13 protein-coding genes are annotated in these 12,639 nt (G+C 67.5%); 9 read left to right on the forward strand and 4 right to left on the reverse strand.

The window, feature by feature from the left end; translation table 11 throughout:
- The first annotated feature begins 1 nt into the window (after position 1).
- Genes benA through pcaD form a run of 5 tightly spaced genes read left to right on the forward strand, consistent with a single transcriptional unit; the run spans position 2 to position 4,533 of the window.
- Entirely contained in the window at positions 2-1,408 is a 1,407-nt protein-coding gene (benA, locus tag AM586_RS03760; RefSeq protein ID WP_052233853.1) for a benzoate 1,2-dioxygenase large subunit, read from the forward strand.
- A complete protein-coding gene (gene benB, locus AM586_RS03765; protein WP_229411147.1) occupies positions 1,405-1,908 on the forward strand; it encodes a benzoate 1,2-dioxygenase small subunit in 504 nt (167 codons plus the stop codon). The genes benA and benB overlap by 4 nt, the downstream gene beginning before the upstream one ends.
- Positions 1,909-1,930: 22 nt before the next feature.
- Positions 1,931-2,962: a benzoate 1,2-dioxygenase electron transfer component BenC gene (gene benC, locus AM586_RS03770; RefSeq protein WP_052233852.1), complete on the forward strand. Its 1,032-nt coding sequence runs from the start codon at positions 1,931-1,933 to the stop codon at positions 2,960-2,962.
- Complete coding sequence (locus tag AM586_RS03775) at positions 2,959-3,744, forward strand: 1,6-dihydroxycyclohexa-2,4-diene-1-carboxylate dehydrogenase (RefSeq protein WP_052233851.1); 786 nt, start codon at positions 2,959-2,961, stop codon at positions 3,742-3,744. The genes benC and AM586_RS03775 overlap by 4 nt, the downstream gene beginning before the upstream one ends.
- A gap of 9 nt (positions 3,745-3,753) precedes the next feature.
- Positions 3,754-4,533 carry a 3-oxoadipate enol-lactonase gene (gene pcaD, locus AM586_RS03780; RefSeq protein WP_052233850.1) on the forward strand — a complete coding sequence of 260 codons (780 nt, stop codon included), beginning with the start codon at positions 3,754-3,756 and terminating at the stop codon, positions 4,531-4,533.
- A gap of 76 nt (positions 4,534-4,609) precedes the next feature.
- Here pcaD and AM586_RS03785 read toward each other — a convergent pair whose 3' ends face one another.
- From AM586_RS03785 to AM586_RS03795, 3 genes are read right to left on the reverse strand one after another with little or no spacing between them, the layout of a single operon-like run.
- Entirely contained in the window at positions 4,610-5,719 is a 1,110-nt protein-coding gene (locus tag AM586_RS03785; protein ID WP_052233849.1) for a porin, read from the reverse strand.
- A gap of 20 nt (positions 5,720-5,739) precedes the next feature.
- Positions 5,740-7,095 (reverse strand): MFS transporter, encoded by a 1,356-nt coding sequence (locus AM586_RS03790; protein WP_052233848.1) that lies wholly within the window; start codon positions 7,093-7,095, stop codon positions 5,740-5,742.
- A gap of 27 nt (positions 7,096-7,122) precedes the next feature.
- Positions 7,123-8,316: a benzoate/H(+) symporter BenE family transporter gene (locus AM586_RS03795; protein ID WP_052233847.1), complete on the reverse strand. Its 1,194-nt coding sequence runs from the start codon at positions 8,314-8,316 to the stop codon at positions 7,123-7,125.
- Between the two features lie 162 nt (positions 8,317-8,478).
- On the opposite strand from AM586_RS03795, the gene AM586_RS03800 reads away from it, so the two are divergent.
- Together AM586_RS03800 and AM586_RS03805 are read left to right on the forward strand one after the other, a co-directional pair.
- The gene (locus tag AM586_RS03800) at positions 8,479-9,309 is read left to right on the forward strand and encodes an alpha/beta fold hydrolase (protein WP_052233890.1); all 831 of its coding nucleotides are present in this window, start codon (positions 8,479-8,481) and stop codon (positions 9,307-9,309) included.
- A gap of 85 nt (positions 9,310-9,394) precedes the next feature.
- Positions 9,395-9,742, forward strand: a complete 348-nt coding sequence (locus AM586_RS03805) for a CzcE family metal-binding protein (protein ID WP_162600518.1) — start codon at positions 9,395-9,397, stop codon at positions 9,740-9,742.
- 6 nt (positions 9,743-9,748) lie between these two features.
- Here AM586_RS03805 and AM586_RS29050 read toward each other — a convergent pair whose 3' ends face one another.
- Positions 9,749-9,874 carry a hypothetical protein gene (locus AM586_RS29050; RefSeq protein WP_257791533.1) on the reverse strand — a complete coding sequence of 42 codons (126 nt, stop codon included), beginning with the start codon at positions 9,872-9,874 and terminating at the stop codon, positions 9,749-9,751.
- 253 nt (positions 9,875-10,127) lie between these two features.
- Between AM586_RS29050 and kdgD the strand changes: the two genes are divergently transcribed.
- Entirely contained in the window at positions 10,128-11,039 is a 912-nt protein-coding gene (gene kdgD / locus AM586_RS03810) for a 5-dehydro-4-deoxyglucarate dehydratase (RefSeq protein WP_052233845.1), read from the forward strand.
- Between the two features lie 10 nt (positions 11,040-11,049).
- Positions 11,050-12,630 (forward strand): aldehyde dehydrogenase (NADP(+)), encoded by a 1,581-nt coding sequence (locus AM586_RS03815; RefSeq protein ID WP_052233844.1) that lies wholly within the window; start codon positions 11,050-11,052, stop codon positions 12,628-12,630.
- Positions 12,631-12,639 lie beyond the last annotated feature (9 nt).

Here is a 12,639-nt window from a genome sequence, read left to right on the forward strand (position 1 = left end):
CATGACGACCATCCCCATCGTTCCGGTCGACGCCTTCAAGCCGAAAAGCCTCGACGACTACCTGGTCGAGGATGCGGCCACCGGCGACCACCGCCTGCACCGCAGCGCCTTCACCGACGAGGCCCTGTTCGAACTCGAGATGAAGCACATCTTCGAGGGCAACTGGGTCTACCTGGCGCACGAGAGCCAGGTCGCGAATGTCAACGATTACTACACGACCCACATCGGCCGCCAGCCGGTGTTCATCGCCCGTAACCGCAACGGCGAACTGAACGCCTTCGTGAATGCCTGCAGCCACCGCGGCGCCCAGCTGTGCCGCCACAAGCGCGGCAACAAGGCGAGCTTCACCTGCCCCTTCCACGGCTGGACCTTCAACAACAGCGGCAAGCTGCTGAAGGTGAAGGACCCCGCGGAGGCCGGCTATCCGGAGTGCTTCAACAAGGAAGGCTCGCACGACCTCAAGAAGCTGGCGCGCTTCGGCAGCTACAAGGGCTTCCTGTTCGGCAGCCTGAACCCGGACGTGGCGCCGCTCGAGGAATTCCTGGGCGAGGCCGGCAAGATCATCGACATGATCGTCAACCAGTCGCCCGAAGGCCTGGAAGTGCTGCGCGGCTCCTCGACCTACACCTACGAGGGCAACTGGAAGCTGCAGGCCGAGAACGGCGCCGACGGCTACCACGTGACCGCGGTGCACTGGAACTACGCGGCCACCACCAACCGCCGCAAGGAAGAGCACTCGCACGGCGAGGACAAGATCCGCGCCATGGACGCCGGCAACTGGGGACGCCAGGGCGGCGGCTTCTACGCCTTCGAGCAGGGCCACATGCTGCTGTGGTCGCAGTGGGCGAATCCCGAAGACCGGCCGAACTTTGCACGCCATGCGGAATACGCCGAGAAGTACGGCAAGCCGACCGCCGACTGGATGGTGGGACGCTCGCGCAACCTGTGCCTGTACCCGAACGTCTACCTGATGGACCAGTTCAGCTCCCAGATCCGCGTGTTGCGCCCGCTGGCGGTCGACAAGACCGAGGTGACGATCTACTGCATCGCACCGAAAGGCGAGTCGGCGGAGGCGCGCGCCCACCGCATCCGCCAGTACGAGGACTTCTTCAACGTCAGCGGCATGGCGACGCCGGACGACCTGGAAGAATTCCGCGCCTGCCAGCAGGGCTACCAGGGCGGGGCCATGCAGTGGAACGATATGTGCCGCGGCGCCGGCCACTGGATCCAGGGCGCGGACGAGGCGGCCAAGGACATCGGCCTGGCGCCCGTGATGAGCGGCGTACGCACCGAGGACGAAGGCCTGTACACGGTGCAACACCGCTACTGGCTGGACGTGATGAAGCAGGCCTTCGCGCACAAGCAGGCATCGGCAGCACAAGCACAAGCGCAGGGAGAAACGAAATGAACGCCGCCGTGAACGTGATCGCGATGCAGGACATCCTCGCCTTCCTCTACCGTGAGGCGCGCCTGCTGGACGACGAGCAGTGGGACGACTGGCTGGAGTGCTACGCGCCGGACGCGCGCTTCTGGATGCCGTCCTGGGACGACGACGGCACCCTGGTGCAGGACCCTGAGCGCGAGATCTCGCTGATCTTCTATCCGAGCCGCCAGGGACTGGAAGACCGCGTGTTCCGCATCAAGACCGAGCGCTCCAGCGCGACCATTCCGGACACCCGCACCAGCCACAACATCGCCAACGTCGAGCTGGAAAAGGTCGAGGGGGCGGTCCACACGGTGCGCTTCAACTGGCACACGCTGAGCCACCGTTACCACACGAATTACAGCTATTTCGGCATGTCGCGCTACGTGATCGATTTTTCCGGTCCGCAGCCGAAGATCCTGGACAAGTATGTCGTACTGAAGAACGACTACATCAACCAGGTCATCGACATCTATCACATTTAAGTACAGGAAGCAGGAGCCGGTCATGAGCCATACGATCGCACTGCAGTTCGAAGACGGCGTCACGCGCTTCATCAGCTGCAATCCCAACGAAAAACTGTCCGACGCGGCATACCGCCAGAAGGTCAACATCCCCCTGGACTGCCGCGACGGCGCCTGCGGCACCTGCCGCGGCCACTGCGAGTCCGGGCAATACGATATGCCGCCCGACAGCTACATCGAGGATGCGCTGGAAGAGAAGGACGCGGCCGCCGGCTATGTCCTGGCCTGTCAGATGCGTCCCACCTCGGACTGCGTGGTCCGCATCCCGGCGACCTCCGCCGCCTGCAAGACCGGCGTGAACGACTTCCCCGGCAAGCTCGCCGGGGTCGAGCAGCTGTCGTCCTCGACCATCCGCTTCTCGGTGGCGCTGGACGACCCCGAGCAGCTGGACTTCCTGCCGGGCCAGTACGTGAACGTGACGGTGCCCGGCACCGACCAGACCCGCTCCTACTCGTTCAGCTCCGCCCCCGGCGCCCCGCATGCCAGCTTCGTGGTGCGCAACGTGCCGAACGGCCTGATGAGCAGCTGGCTGAGCGGCCAGGCGCAGCCGGGCCAGCCGATCTCCTTCACGGGTCCCTACGGCAGCTTCTACCTGCGCCCCGTGCAGCGTCCGGTCCTGATGCTGGCGGGCGGCACCGGCATCGCGCCCTTCCTGGCCATGCTGGACGTGCTTGCCGCTAAGGGCTTCGCCCATCCGGTGCGCCTGGTGTACGCGGTCACCCACGACCACGACCTGGTCGGGCTGGAGCAGCTGGATCGCATCGCGGCCAGCCATCCGCAGTTCGAGTACGTGACCTGCGTGTCGAGCGAGGCCAGCAGCCATCCGCGCAAGGGCTACGCCACCGCCCACGTCGATCCGGCCTGGATGAACGGCGGCGACGTCGACGTCTACCTGTGCGGCCCGGTGCCGATGGTCGAGGCGGTGCGCGGCTGGCTGGGCAGCACCGGCATGAGTCCCCACAGCTTCCTCTTCGAGAAGTTTTCCGCCACCAGCACAGCAGGAGCCGCAGCATGATCCATCCCGACCGCTTCAAGAATCAGGTGATGATCGTCACCGGCGCCGCCCAGGGCATCGGGCGCGGCGTGGCGCTGGCCGCCGCGCGCGAAGGCGCCCAGCTGGTGCTGGCCGACCGCTCGGCGCTGGTGCACGAGGTGGCCGAGGAAGCCGCTGCCTTCGGCGCCCAGGTGGTGACGGTCGAAGCCGACCTCGAAACCTGGGCCGGCGCCGCCGCCGTCGTCGAGCGTGCGCTCGATGACTACGGCCGCGTCGATATCCTGGTCAACAATGTCGGCGGCACGATCTGGGCCAAGCCCTACCAGGAATACGAAGAGGCGCAGATCGAAGCCGAGATCCGGCGCTCGCTGTTCCCGACGCTGTGGTGCTGCCGCGCCGTGCTGCCGGCCATGATCGAGCGCCGAAGCGGGGCCATCGTCAACGTCTCCTCGATCGCCACGCGCGGCATCTACCGCATCCCCTACTCGGCGGCGAAAGGCGGCGTCAACGCGCTGACCGCCAGCCTGGCGATGGAGCACGCCGGCGACGGCATCCGCGTGAATGCGGTCGCCACCGGCGGCACCGAAGCGCCGCCGCGGCGGGTAGCACGTAATCCGGCGCCGCTGAGCGAACAGGAACAGGTGTGGTACCAGGGCATCGTCGACCAGACCAGGGCGTCGAGCCTGATGCAGCGCTACGGCAGCATCGACGAGCAGGTTGCCGCGATCCTGTTCCTGGCCTCCGGCGAGGCTTCGTACATCACCGGTACCGTGCTGCCTGTCGGTGGCGGCGACCAGGGTTGAGGAGACGACATGCCATTTGTACGCATCAATGACGCACGCCTGCACTACCGTACCGACGGCGATCCGGCGCGCCCCTGCCTGGTGTTCTCGAACTCCCTCGGCACCGACCTGGGCATGTGGGACGCCCAGGCGGCGGCCCTTGCCCGCGACTTTTTCGTGCTGCGCTACGACACCCGCGGCCATGGCGAGTCGGAACGGGGCCGGGCCCCGCTCGGCCTCGCCGACCTTGGACGTGACGTCGTCGGCCTGCTGGATGCGCTCGGAATCGACGAAGCCCATTTCTGCGGCATTTCGATGGGCGGCCTGACCGGGCAGTGGCTGGGCATCCACCAGCCCGGGCGCATCGGCAAGCTGGTGCTGGCGAATACCGCCGCCTGCATCGGCACGGCCGAGGGCTGGAACGCACGCGCCGAACTGGTGCGGCGCGAAGGCATGGCGGGCGTGGCCGACGGCGCCGCGGCGCGCTGGTTCACGCCGGCCTTCATCGAGCGCGCACCGCGGCTGGTGGACAGCATGACGGCAAGCCTGCGCGCGCAGGACCCCGAGGGCTATGCGCGCTGCTGCGAGGCGCTGGCGCAGGCGGACCTGCGCGCGGCGGTGAGCGCGATTCCGGTGCCGACGCTGGTCGTGGCCGGCGCCCAGGATCCGGTCACGACCGTCGCGGATGGGGAGTGGTTGTGCCGCCAGATCCCCGGCGCGCGGCTCGAGACCGTGCCGGCATCCCATATCTCGAACGTCGAAGCCGAATCGGCATTCACGCGCGTCCTTTCGGCCTTCCTGGGCGCCTGAACCGGCGCCCTGTCATCAAACCCCTTGACGCGGCAGCGAGGCGCACAGCCTCCTTGCCGCTTTTTTTGCGCGTGCTTCAGAAGCTGTGGCGCAAGCCCGTCATCACGCCGTTCTGGACCTTGCCCGGCGCGGTCGTGCCGCCGGCGTCGAGCGCCACCGCCGCGGCGCCATGGTTGTCCATGCGCCCCACGCCCGCGTAGACGGCGCTGCGCTTCGACAGCGCATACATCAGGCGCGCCACCAGCATGTTCGTATCGTCCGCCGAACCCTTGAGGTTGCGGCGCGCCGCCTGCGCATCCAGCGTCAGGCGCCCCGTCAGCGGCACGCTCGCGCCCAGGTAGTAGAGATCGGACTCACTGACGCCGGCGGCGGCGAAGGTCTTGCGATCGATGACGCCGGCGCCCAGCTTGACCGTGCCCAGCAGGGCATAGCCGTTGACGGTCGCCCGGCGGTCGTAGTTGTCGCTGCTGGTGAGGCCGCCGGCGGCGCCCGTGTTCCCGTACAGCTTGTCGTAGGTCGCGTTGATGCCGATACCGTTTCCGTCATAGCCGAGCAGCGCGGTGGTCTGGCGGCAGGCCCTGGCATTGCCCGGCACTTCGCCGGCGCAGCCGGTAGCCGACGGGCCGCCCGCCGCCGAGCCGTCGCGCCCGAAGCTCCAGGTTGCGCCGACACTGAACCCATGGAAGCTGCCGAGATAGCCGATGGCGTTGTCGCTGCGGGCGTTCGGCAGGTAAAGGTCGATGCTGTTGATCGAAAACAGGTTCGGCCCGAGCACGTCGCTTTTCGCCGTCGCCAGGTAAGTCATGTTCAGGATGCGGCCCAGCTGCAGCGTACCCCATTGCCCGCGCAGCCCGATCCAGGCCTGGCGCCCGAAGACGCGGCCGCCCTGCCCCAGCACGCCGGTGTCGGGGTTGAAGCCGCTCTCCAGCGTGAACACCGCCGCCAGCCCGCCGCCCAGGTCTTCGCTGCCGCGAAAGCCGATGCGCGAGGGCAGGCTGCCGGTCAGCGAAGGCATCTTCGTCACCGAGTGGCCGGCGGCATCGACCTTGCTCATGTGCGCCAGCGCCGCATCGACCAGGCCGTACACCGTTACCTGGCTCTGGGCCCGGGCGCCGCCGGCCGCGAAAGCCGATGCCAGCGCCATCGCGATTGCCGTGCCGCGCACACTGTTTGCTGCATTGTTCATCCATGTCTCCTTGTGACTGTTCAGGCTTCGGACGGATCGGCCAGCGCGCCTTTGCCGATGGCGGGCACGGCGGAGGCGGACTTGCCATGACTGATCAGGGCGACCGATACCGCGGCGATGAGCGCCGGGATCGCCATCGCAATGAAGTTCTGCTGCAGCGGCAGCGCCATGCCGACCAGGGTGCCGATCACGATCGGCGCCAGGATCGCGCCGCTGCGGCCGACGCCGGACGCCCAGCCGATGCCGGTGGAGCGGATCGCGGTCGGGTAGAACTGGCCGGCGTAGGCATAGGTGACGATCTGGGTGCCGATGGTCGACGCGCCCGCCAGGCCGACCAGCAGGAACAGCACCGGGGTCGGCACCGGGTAACCGAGCAGCGAGATCGACACCGCGGCCAGCGCATACATCCCGACCAGCACGTGCTTGATGTGGAAGCGGTCGGCCAGCCAGCCGCCGCCCACCGCGCCGATCACCGCGCCGAAGTTCAGCACCAGCACGAAGGTCAGCGCCGAGCCAAGGCTGTAGCCGGCGCCGGCCATCAGCTTGGCGAGCCAGGAGCTGAGCGCGTACACCATGAACAGGCACATGAAGAAGGCGATCCAGAACATGGCGGTCGAGAAGCCGCGGCCTTCCTGGAACAGCTTGCCGATCGGCGCGCCCTCGGCGCGGTCGGCCTGCGCGACCTCGAAGCGGTCGCCCGGCGCCGCACGGTAGCCGGGCTCCATGCGCGCCAGGGTCTGCTGCAGTTCCGCGAAGCGCTGCCGCTTGACCAGGAAGGGCATCGATTCCGGCAGGTTTTTCAGGATGAAGGGAATCAGCAGCACCGGCACGCCGGCCGCCAGGAACACCGACTGCCAGCCATGGTGCTCGATCAGGCCCTTGCCCAGCAGCGCCGCCAGCATCCCGCCCACCGCGTAGCCGCTGAACATCAGCGTCACCATGGTGGCGCGGATCTTCTTCGGCGAGTACTCGGTCATCTGGGCCACCACGTTCGGCATCACCCCGCCGATGCCGAGCCCCGCCAGGAAGCGCATGAGGCCGAATACATAGGGGTCGCTGCTCATGCCGGCGCCCGCGGTGAACACGCTGAACAGCGCCAGGCAGATGACGATGGCGAGGCGCCGGCCGATACGATCGGCGATGGTGCCGAGGAAGATCGCGCCGAACATCATGCCGAACAGCGCCGAGCTGACCATGAAGCCGGCATTCTGGGCGGTGACGCCCATCTCCTTCATGATCGAAGGCAGCGCGATGCCGGCCACCGCGAGGTCGTAGCCGTCGCAGATGATGATGAGGGCGCACCAGGCCAGAATGCCGGCGTGGAAGCGGTTGAACCTGGCCCCGTCGGCCAGTTTGTGAATGTCGATCTGTCGCATGCTTGCTGTCTCCTTGTGGTTGATGTTTTAGGTCTTGTGCAGGATCCGGTAGGCCGCCAGCCCGATGACGATGCCCCAGAAGGCAGCGCCCAGGCCGAGGAAGCTCATGCCCGAGGCCGTGGCGAGGAAGGTGATGAGGGAGGCTTCGCGGTGGTCCTCGGCCGCCATCACGCCGGCCAGGTTGGTGCCGATCGCGCCCAGCAGCGCCAGGCCGGCGAGGCAGGCGATCAGTTCCGCGGGCAGGGCCGCGAACAGCATCACGATCGAGCCGCCGAACAGGCCCGCCACCAGGTAGAACAGGCCGTTGGCGATGCCGGCCACGTAGCGCCGGCCCGGATCCTCGTGGGCGTCGCGGCCCGTGCACATGGCCGCCGTGATGGCGGCGATGGCGATCGTGATGCCGCCCGCGAAGGCCACCAGCAGCGACACCAGGCTGCTGGCCACGATCACCGGGCGCACCGGCGTCGCGTAGCCGGAAGTCCTCAGCACCGCGATGCCCGGCAGGTACTGGCCGGTCAGGGTGACCAGGACCAGCGGCAGCGCCAGGCTGAAGGTCGAGCGCCAGCTCCAGGCCGGCGCGATGAAATGCGGGACCACGAGTTCGACTTGCATCGCGGAGAAATGGGTCGCGCCGAGCAGCCAGGCGAGCAGCGCACCCGCGGCCATCAGCAGCACCACGCTGTAGCGCGGCAGGCAGCGCTTGAACACCAGGTAGGCCGCGATCATGCCGAAGGCCAGCGCGGGCAGCGAGCCGGCGGCCCTGAAGGCGTTCAGCCCGAACGGAACCAGGATCCCGGCCATCATGCCGCTGGCGATGCCCTTGGGGACATGGGCCATGATGCGCTCGAGGGAACCCGACAGGCCGATCAGCAGCAGGATCAGCGCCGCGCTGAGGTAGGCGCCCACGGCCTCGTTCAGCGAGAGCCCGGGAAACAGCGTGATCAGGAGCGCCGTCCCCGGCGCCGACCAGGCGGTGATGATGGGCGTGCGCAAGCGCCAGCTGAGGAAGATGCCGGCTGCGGCCGCGCCGATCGAGATGCCCCAGACCCAGGACGCGAACATGGCGTTCGGCATATGGGCCGCCTGGGCCGCCTGGAAGAAGATCGCGAGCGGTCCGGCGAAGGACACCAGGACCGCGAGGAAGCCGGCGGCCACCGCCGTCAGCGACCAGTCCGACCACGGCCGGCCAGGCGTCCGCCCGATGGCAACAGGGTGATGCATATTGTCTCCACTCTTGTAATGTCGCTGTCCGGCTGATGCCGGCTTCTGCGTCATTGCAGAGTAGATAAGACCCACGGTGGCGTCCAACACCGAATTGGTATCCCGTCAATACCCAGGAGGTATCAGGCAAAGCTATACTGGATCCTTTTGACCGAAGCAGCGATGAACACCAACCCAGCACTGGAGGCGATCGAGCGTCTCGACCGGATCGCCGTACGCCACGACATCGAACACGAGGGACGCGTCATCCGCTGGCGCGAATTCGGGACCGGCGAGCCGCTGGTGCTGCTGCACGGCGGCCACGGCTCGTGGATGCACTGGATCAGGAACATCGAGGCGCTGTCCGCCTCGCACCGCGTGCTGGCGCCCGACCTGCCCGGCTATGGGGATTCCGACGCCCTGTCCACGGAGCTCGACTTCGACGGCCTGCTCGATACGCTGCAGGGCTCGCTCGGCAAGCTGCTCGGTCCCGGCGCGCGCTTCGACCTGGCGGGGTTTTCCTTCGGCGGCGTGGTCGCCGGTTGCCTGGCGCAGCGGCACCGGGGCGTGCGCAGGCTGGCCCTGCTGGGCGCGGTCGGCCATGGCCTGCGCCGCCGCCAGAGCGCCGCCATGCTGGCCTGGCAAGGCATCGCCGATGAAGAAACCGTGCTCGCGCACATGCGCCACAACATGGGCGTGCTGATGCTGCACGGCCCCATCGATCCGCTCGCGCTCGAGGTCCACTACCGCTCCTGCCTGCGCACGCGTTTCCACAGCAAGAAGACCTCGCTCGGTCCTGCCCTGGGCAAGGCCCTGGAACAGCTGGCGATCCCGGTGCTGATGGTATGGGGCGAACACGACACGACCGGCGATCCGGCCGAAGTCGGCCCCATGTGGCAGGCCGGCCGCGCCGAACGCCCCTTCGAGATCATCCCCGCAGCCGGGCATTGGGTGCAGTACGAGGCGGCGGATGCGATCAACCGCCGCCTGCTCGACTGGTTCGCGCCGCGCTGAAAGAAATTACCGGGACAAGACAGCCGGCACGCTGTCCAAGCTTTCTGCAGGCACCTTTGCCAATGCCGACAGAAAGGAAGAGATCATGAAAACCAGGCGTGTTCTTCGCTTGCAGCTTGCCGCCGCGATGGCGATCGCCTCCGGCGCCGCGCCGGCCTGGACCTGCGAGCAGCCGCTCAGCTTTCTTGGAACGATCGTGCCGGCGCAGAGCCCGGCCGACGAGGTGATCGTCATCACCGATGGGACCCGTTATGTGAACGTGACCGGCGGCACGACGGTGCGCTTCCTGTCGAACGGGCAGGCCTTCACCTGGAGTTTCCAGACCGGCGGCGCGCGCATCATGCCATTCGACCTGGGAAGGATCGCCCCACGCGGTTTCCTGAACCACCGCGTGGTGACGTATGTGGCGGATGATCCGCTCTACCTTGGCTGAACGATATCAGCCCAGCAGGCCCCACTCCTGGACGGTCCTGCGTTCGATGATCCGGAAGACGAGGTTTTCGGCCAACAGGACGGCCTTCCCTGAGGACGCCTCATACGCCGGTTCGGCCGTGATCCCGATCATGCAATAACAACAAGACATCAGATCACTTTCTTGATATGTGGGACAGAGCGGTGCCATTTCCCACCGCTGGTTCGCACTTCCGCTACCACGTCCCCATGAACAGGCAGCGACTCGGGCTGTCCTCTGCCCGGCTCGACAAAAAATCTGCGCAACTACGGCTTGCCAAAGTCGATAAGCAGTTGTAGGATGTCTGACGACTTGACGGGAAACCGTCGTAGCACTGACCCACACCCCCATCAATATTGGAGCCGCCATGAATCCGCAAGAGTTGAAACAAGTTATGTCCTCGGGCCTGCTGTCCTTCCCGGTCACCGACTTCGACGCCGAGGGCAACTTCCGTCCCTCGACCTATGCGGAGCGCCTCGAGTGGCTGGCTCCTTACGGCGCCAGCGCCCTGTTCGCGGCAGGCGGCACCGGTGAGTTCTTCTCGCTGACCCCGCAGGAGTTTTCGCAAGTGATCAAGGTTGCCGTCGACACCTGCGAGAATTCGGTGCCCATCCTGGCCGGCGCCGGCGGTCCGACCCGCATGGCCATCCAGTACGCCCAGGAAGCCGAACGCCTTGGCGCCAAAGGCCTGCTGCTGCTGCCGCACTACCTGACCGAAGCCAGCCAGGAAGGCCTGATCTCCCACATCGAACAGGTCTGCAAATCGACCAGCCTCGGCGTGGTCGTCTACAACCGCGCGCAGTGCCAATTGACCCCGGCTTCGCTGGAAATCGTGGCCGACCGCTGCCCGAACCTGATCGGCTTCAAGGACGGCCTCGGCCAGATCGAGCTGATGACCCAGATCTGGCGCCGTCTCGGCGACCGCCTGACCTACCTGGGCGGCCTGCCGACCGCGGAAGTGTATGCATCGGCCTACAAGGCCTTGGGCGTGCCGGTCTACTCCTCGGCCGTCTTCAACTTCATGCCGAAGCTGGCGATGGACTTCTACCACGCGGTCGCCAACGACGACCACGCCGCCTGCAACCGCATGCTCGACGAGTTCTTCCTGCCCTATCTGGAAATCCGCAACCGCAAGCATGGCTACGCGGTCAGCATCGTCAAGGCCGGCGCCCGCCTGGTCGGCCGCGACGCCGGTCCGGTGCGCGCGCCGCTGAGCGACCTGAACCCGGCCGAATGCGACATGCTGCACAAGCTGATCGTTGCGCAAGGCGCGCAATAAGGAGCCCGGCATGACGATTCAAGGTGAAATGATCATCGGCCGCCGCGTCGTGCGCGGCAGCGCCGGCAGCCTGCGCGCCTTCAACCCGGCCACGCGCGCCGAGATGGAACCGGCCTTCGGCCTGGCCACCGCTCTGGAGGTCGAGGCCGCCTGCGCGCTGGCCGAGCAGGCCTTCGATGCCTACCGCAACGTGTCGCTGGAGCGCCGCGCGCGCTTCCTGGAAACCATCGCCGACCGCATCATGGACATCGGCCCGGCGCTGGTGGAGCGCGCCAGCCAGGAATCCGGCCTGCCCGCCGCCCGCATCGAGGGCGAACGCGGCCGCACCTGCAACCAGCTGCGCCTGTTCGCCAAGGTCGTCCGCGACGGCCACTTCCTGGAAGCGACGCTGGACTCCGCCCTGCCCCAGCGCACGCCGCCGCGTCCGGACCTGCGCATGCGCAAGATCGCGCTCGGCCCGGTCGCCGTGTTCGGCGCCTCCAACTTCCCGCTCGCCTTCTCGGTGGCCGGCGGCGATACCGCATCCGCGCTGGCGGCCGGCTGCCCGGTCGTGGTCAAGGCCCACAGCGCCCACCCGGGCACCTCGGAACTGGTCGGCAAGGCCGTGCTTGCCGCCGCCATCGAATGCGACATGCCGGAAGGCGTGTTCTCGATGCTGATCGGCGAAGGCCGCCAGGTCGGCCAGGCCCTGGTCGCCAACCCGGCGATCAAGGCGGTCGGCTTCACCGGCTCGCGCCAGGGCGGCATGGCCCTCGTGCACACGGCGAGCGCACGCAAGGAACCGATCCCGGTGTACGCCGAGATGAGCTCGATCAACCCCTTCTACCTGCTGCCGGGCGCACTGGCGGGCAACACCGCCAAACTGGGCCAGGGCTTCATCGACTCGCTGACCATGGGCGTGGGCCAGTTCTGCACCAACCCGGGCCTGGTGATCGGCCTGGCCGGCGCCGACTTCGACGCCTTCCGCGCCGCCGCCGCGCAGGCGCTGCAGGCCAAGAGCGCCGGCACCATGCTGACCGCCGGCATCCACAAGGCTTATACCAGCGCAATCGAGAAGCGTTCCGGCATCGTCGGCGTGGAACTGGTCGGACAGGGTTCGGCCGAAGGCCAGGGCTGCGCCGCCCAGGGCGCGCTGTACCAGACCAATGCCTCGACCTTCCTCGCGAATCCGGACCTGGAAGAAGAGATCTTCGGCCCGGCCTCGCTGATGATCGCCTGCCGCGACGAAGCCGAACTGCTGGCCGTGACGAATCACGTCGAAGGCCAGCTGACGGCGACCGTGCATGCCTCCGCCGCCGACCGGCTGCTTGCCGCGAAGCTGCTGCCGGTCCTGGAACGCAAGGCCGGCCGCATCCTGTTCAACGGCTACCCGACCGGCGTCGAAGTCTGCCACGCGATGGTGCACGGCGGCCCCTTCCCGGCGACCTCCGATACGCGCTCGACCAGCGTCGGCGCGACCGCGATCGAGCGCTTCCTGCGCCCGGTGTGCTACCAGGACCTGCCGGCGGACCTGCTGCCGGAAGCCCTGCGCGACGACAATCCGCTCGGCCTGACCCGCATGGTCGACGGCCAGCTGCAGGTGGCCGGCTAAGGCCAGTCA

Source organism: Massilia sp. WG5, from assembly GCF_001412595.2.
Lineage (GTDB): Bacteria > Pseudomonadota > Gammaproteobacteria > Burkholderiales > Burkholderiaceae_D > Telluria.

Bases quoted from the DNA above. Each gene is read 5' to 3' on its own strand.
- benA (WP_052233853.1), top strand. From the start codon at position 2: ATGACGACCATCCCCATCGTTCCGGTCGACGCCTTCAAGCCGAAAAGC.
- benB (WP_229411147.1), top strand. From the start codon at position 1,405: ATGAACGCCGCCGTGAACGTGATCGCGATGCAGGACATCCTCGCCTTC.
- benC (WP_052233852.1), top strand. From the start codon at position 1,931: ATGAGCCATACGATCGCACTGCAGTTCGAAGACGGCGTCACGCGCTTC.
- AM586_RS03775 (WP_052233851.1), top strand. From the start codon at position 2,959: ATGATCCATCCCGACCGCTTCAAGAATCAGGTGATGATCGTCACCGGC.
- pcaD (WP_052233850.1), top strand. From the start codon at position 3,754: ATGCCATTTGTACGCATCAATGACGCACGCCTGCACTACCGTACCGAC.
- AM586_RS03785 (WP_052233849.1), bottom strand. From the start codon at position 5,719: ATGAACAATGCAGCAAACAGTGTGCGCGGCACGGCAATCGCGATGGCG.
- AM586_RS03790 (WP_052233848.1), bottom strand. From the start codon at position 7,095: ATGCGACAGATCGACATTCACAAACTGGCCGACGGGGCCAGGTTCAAC.
- AM586_RS03795 (WP_052233847.1), bottom strand. From the start codon at position 8,316: ATGCATCACCCTGTTGCCATCGGGCGGACGCCTGGCCGGCCGTGGTCG.
- AM586_RS03800 (WP_052233890.1), top strand. From the start codon at position 8,479: ATGAACACCAACCCAGCACTGGAGGCGATCGAGCGTCTCGACCGGATC.
- AM586_RS03805 (WP_162600518.1), top strand. From the start codon at position 9,395: ATGAAAACCAGGCGTGTTCTTCGCTTGCAGCTTGCCGCCGCGATGGCG.
- AM586_RS29050 (WP_257791533.1), bottom strand. From the start codon at position 9,874: ATGATCGGGATCACGGCCGAACCGGCGTATGAGGCGTCCTCAGGGAAG.
- kdgD (WP_052233845.1), top strand. From the start codon at position 10,128: ATGAATCCGCAAGAGTTGAAACAAGTTATGTCCTCGGGCCTGCTGTCC.
- AM586_RS03815 (WP_052233844.1), top strand. From the start codon at position 11,050: ATGACGATTCAAGGTGAAATGATCATCGGCCGCCGCGTCGTGCGCGGC.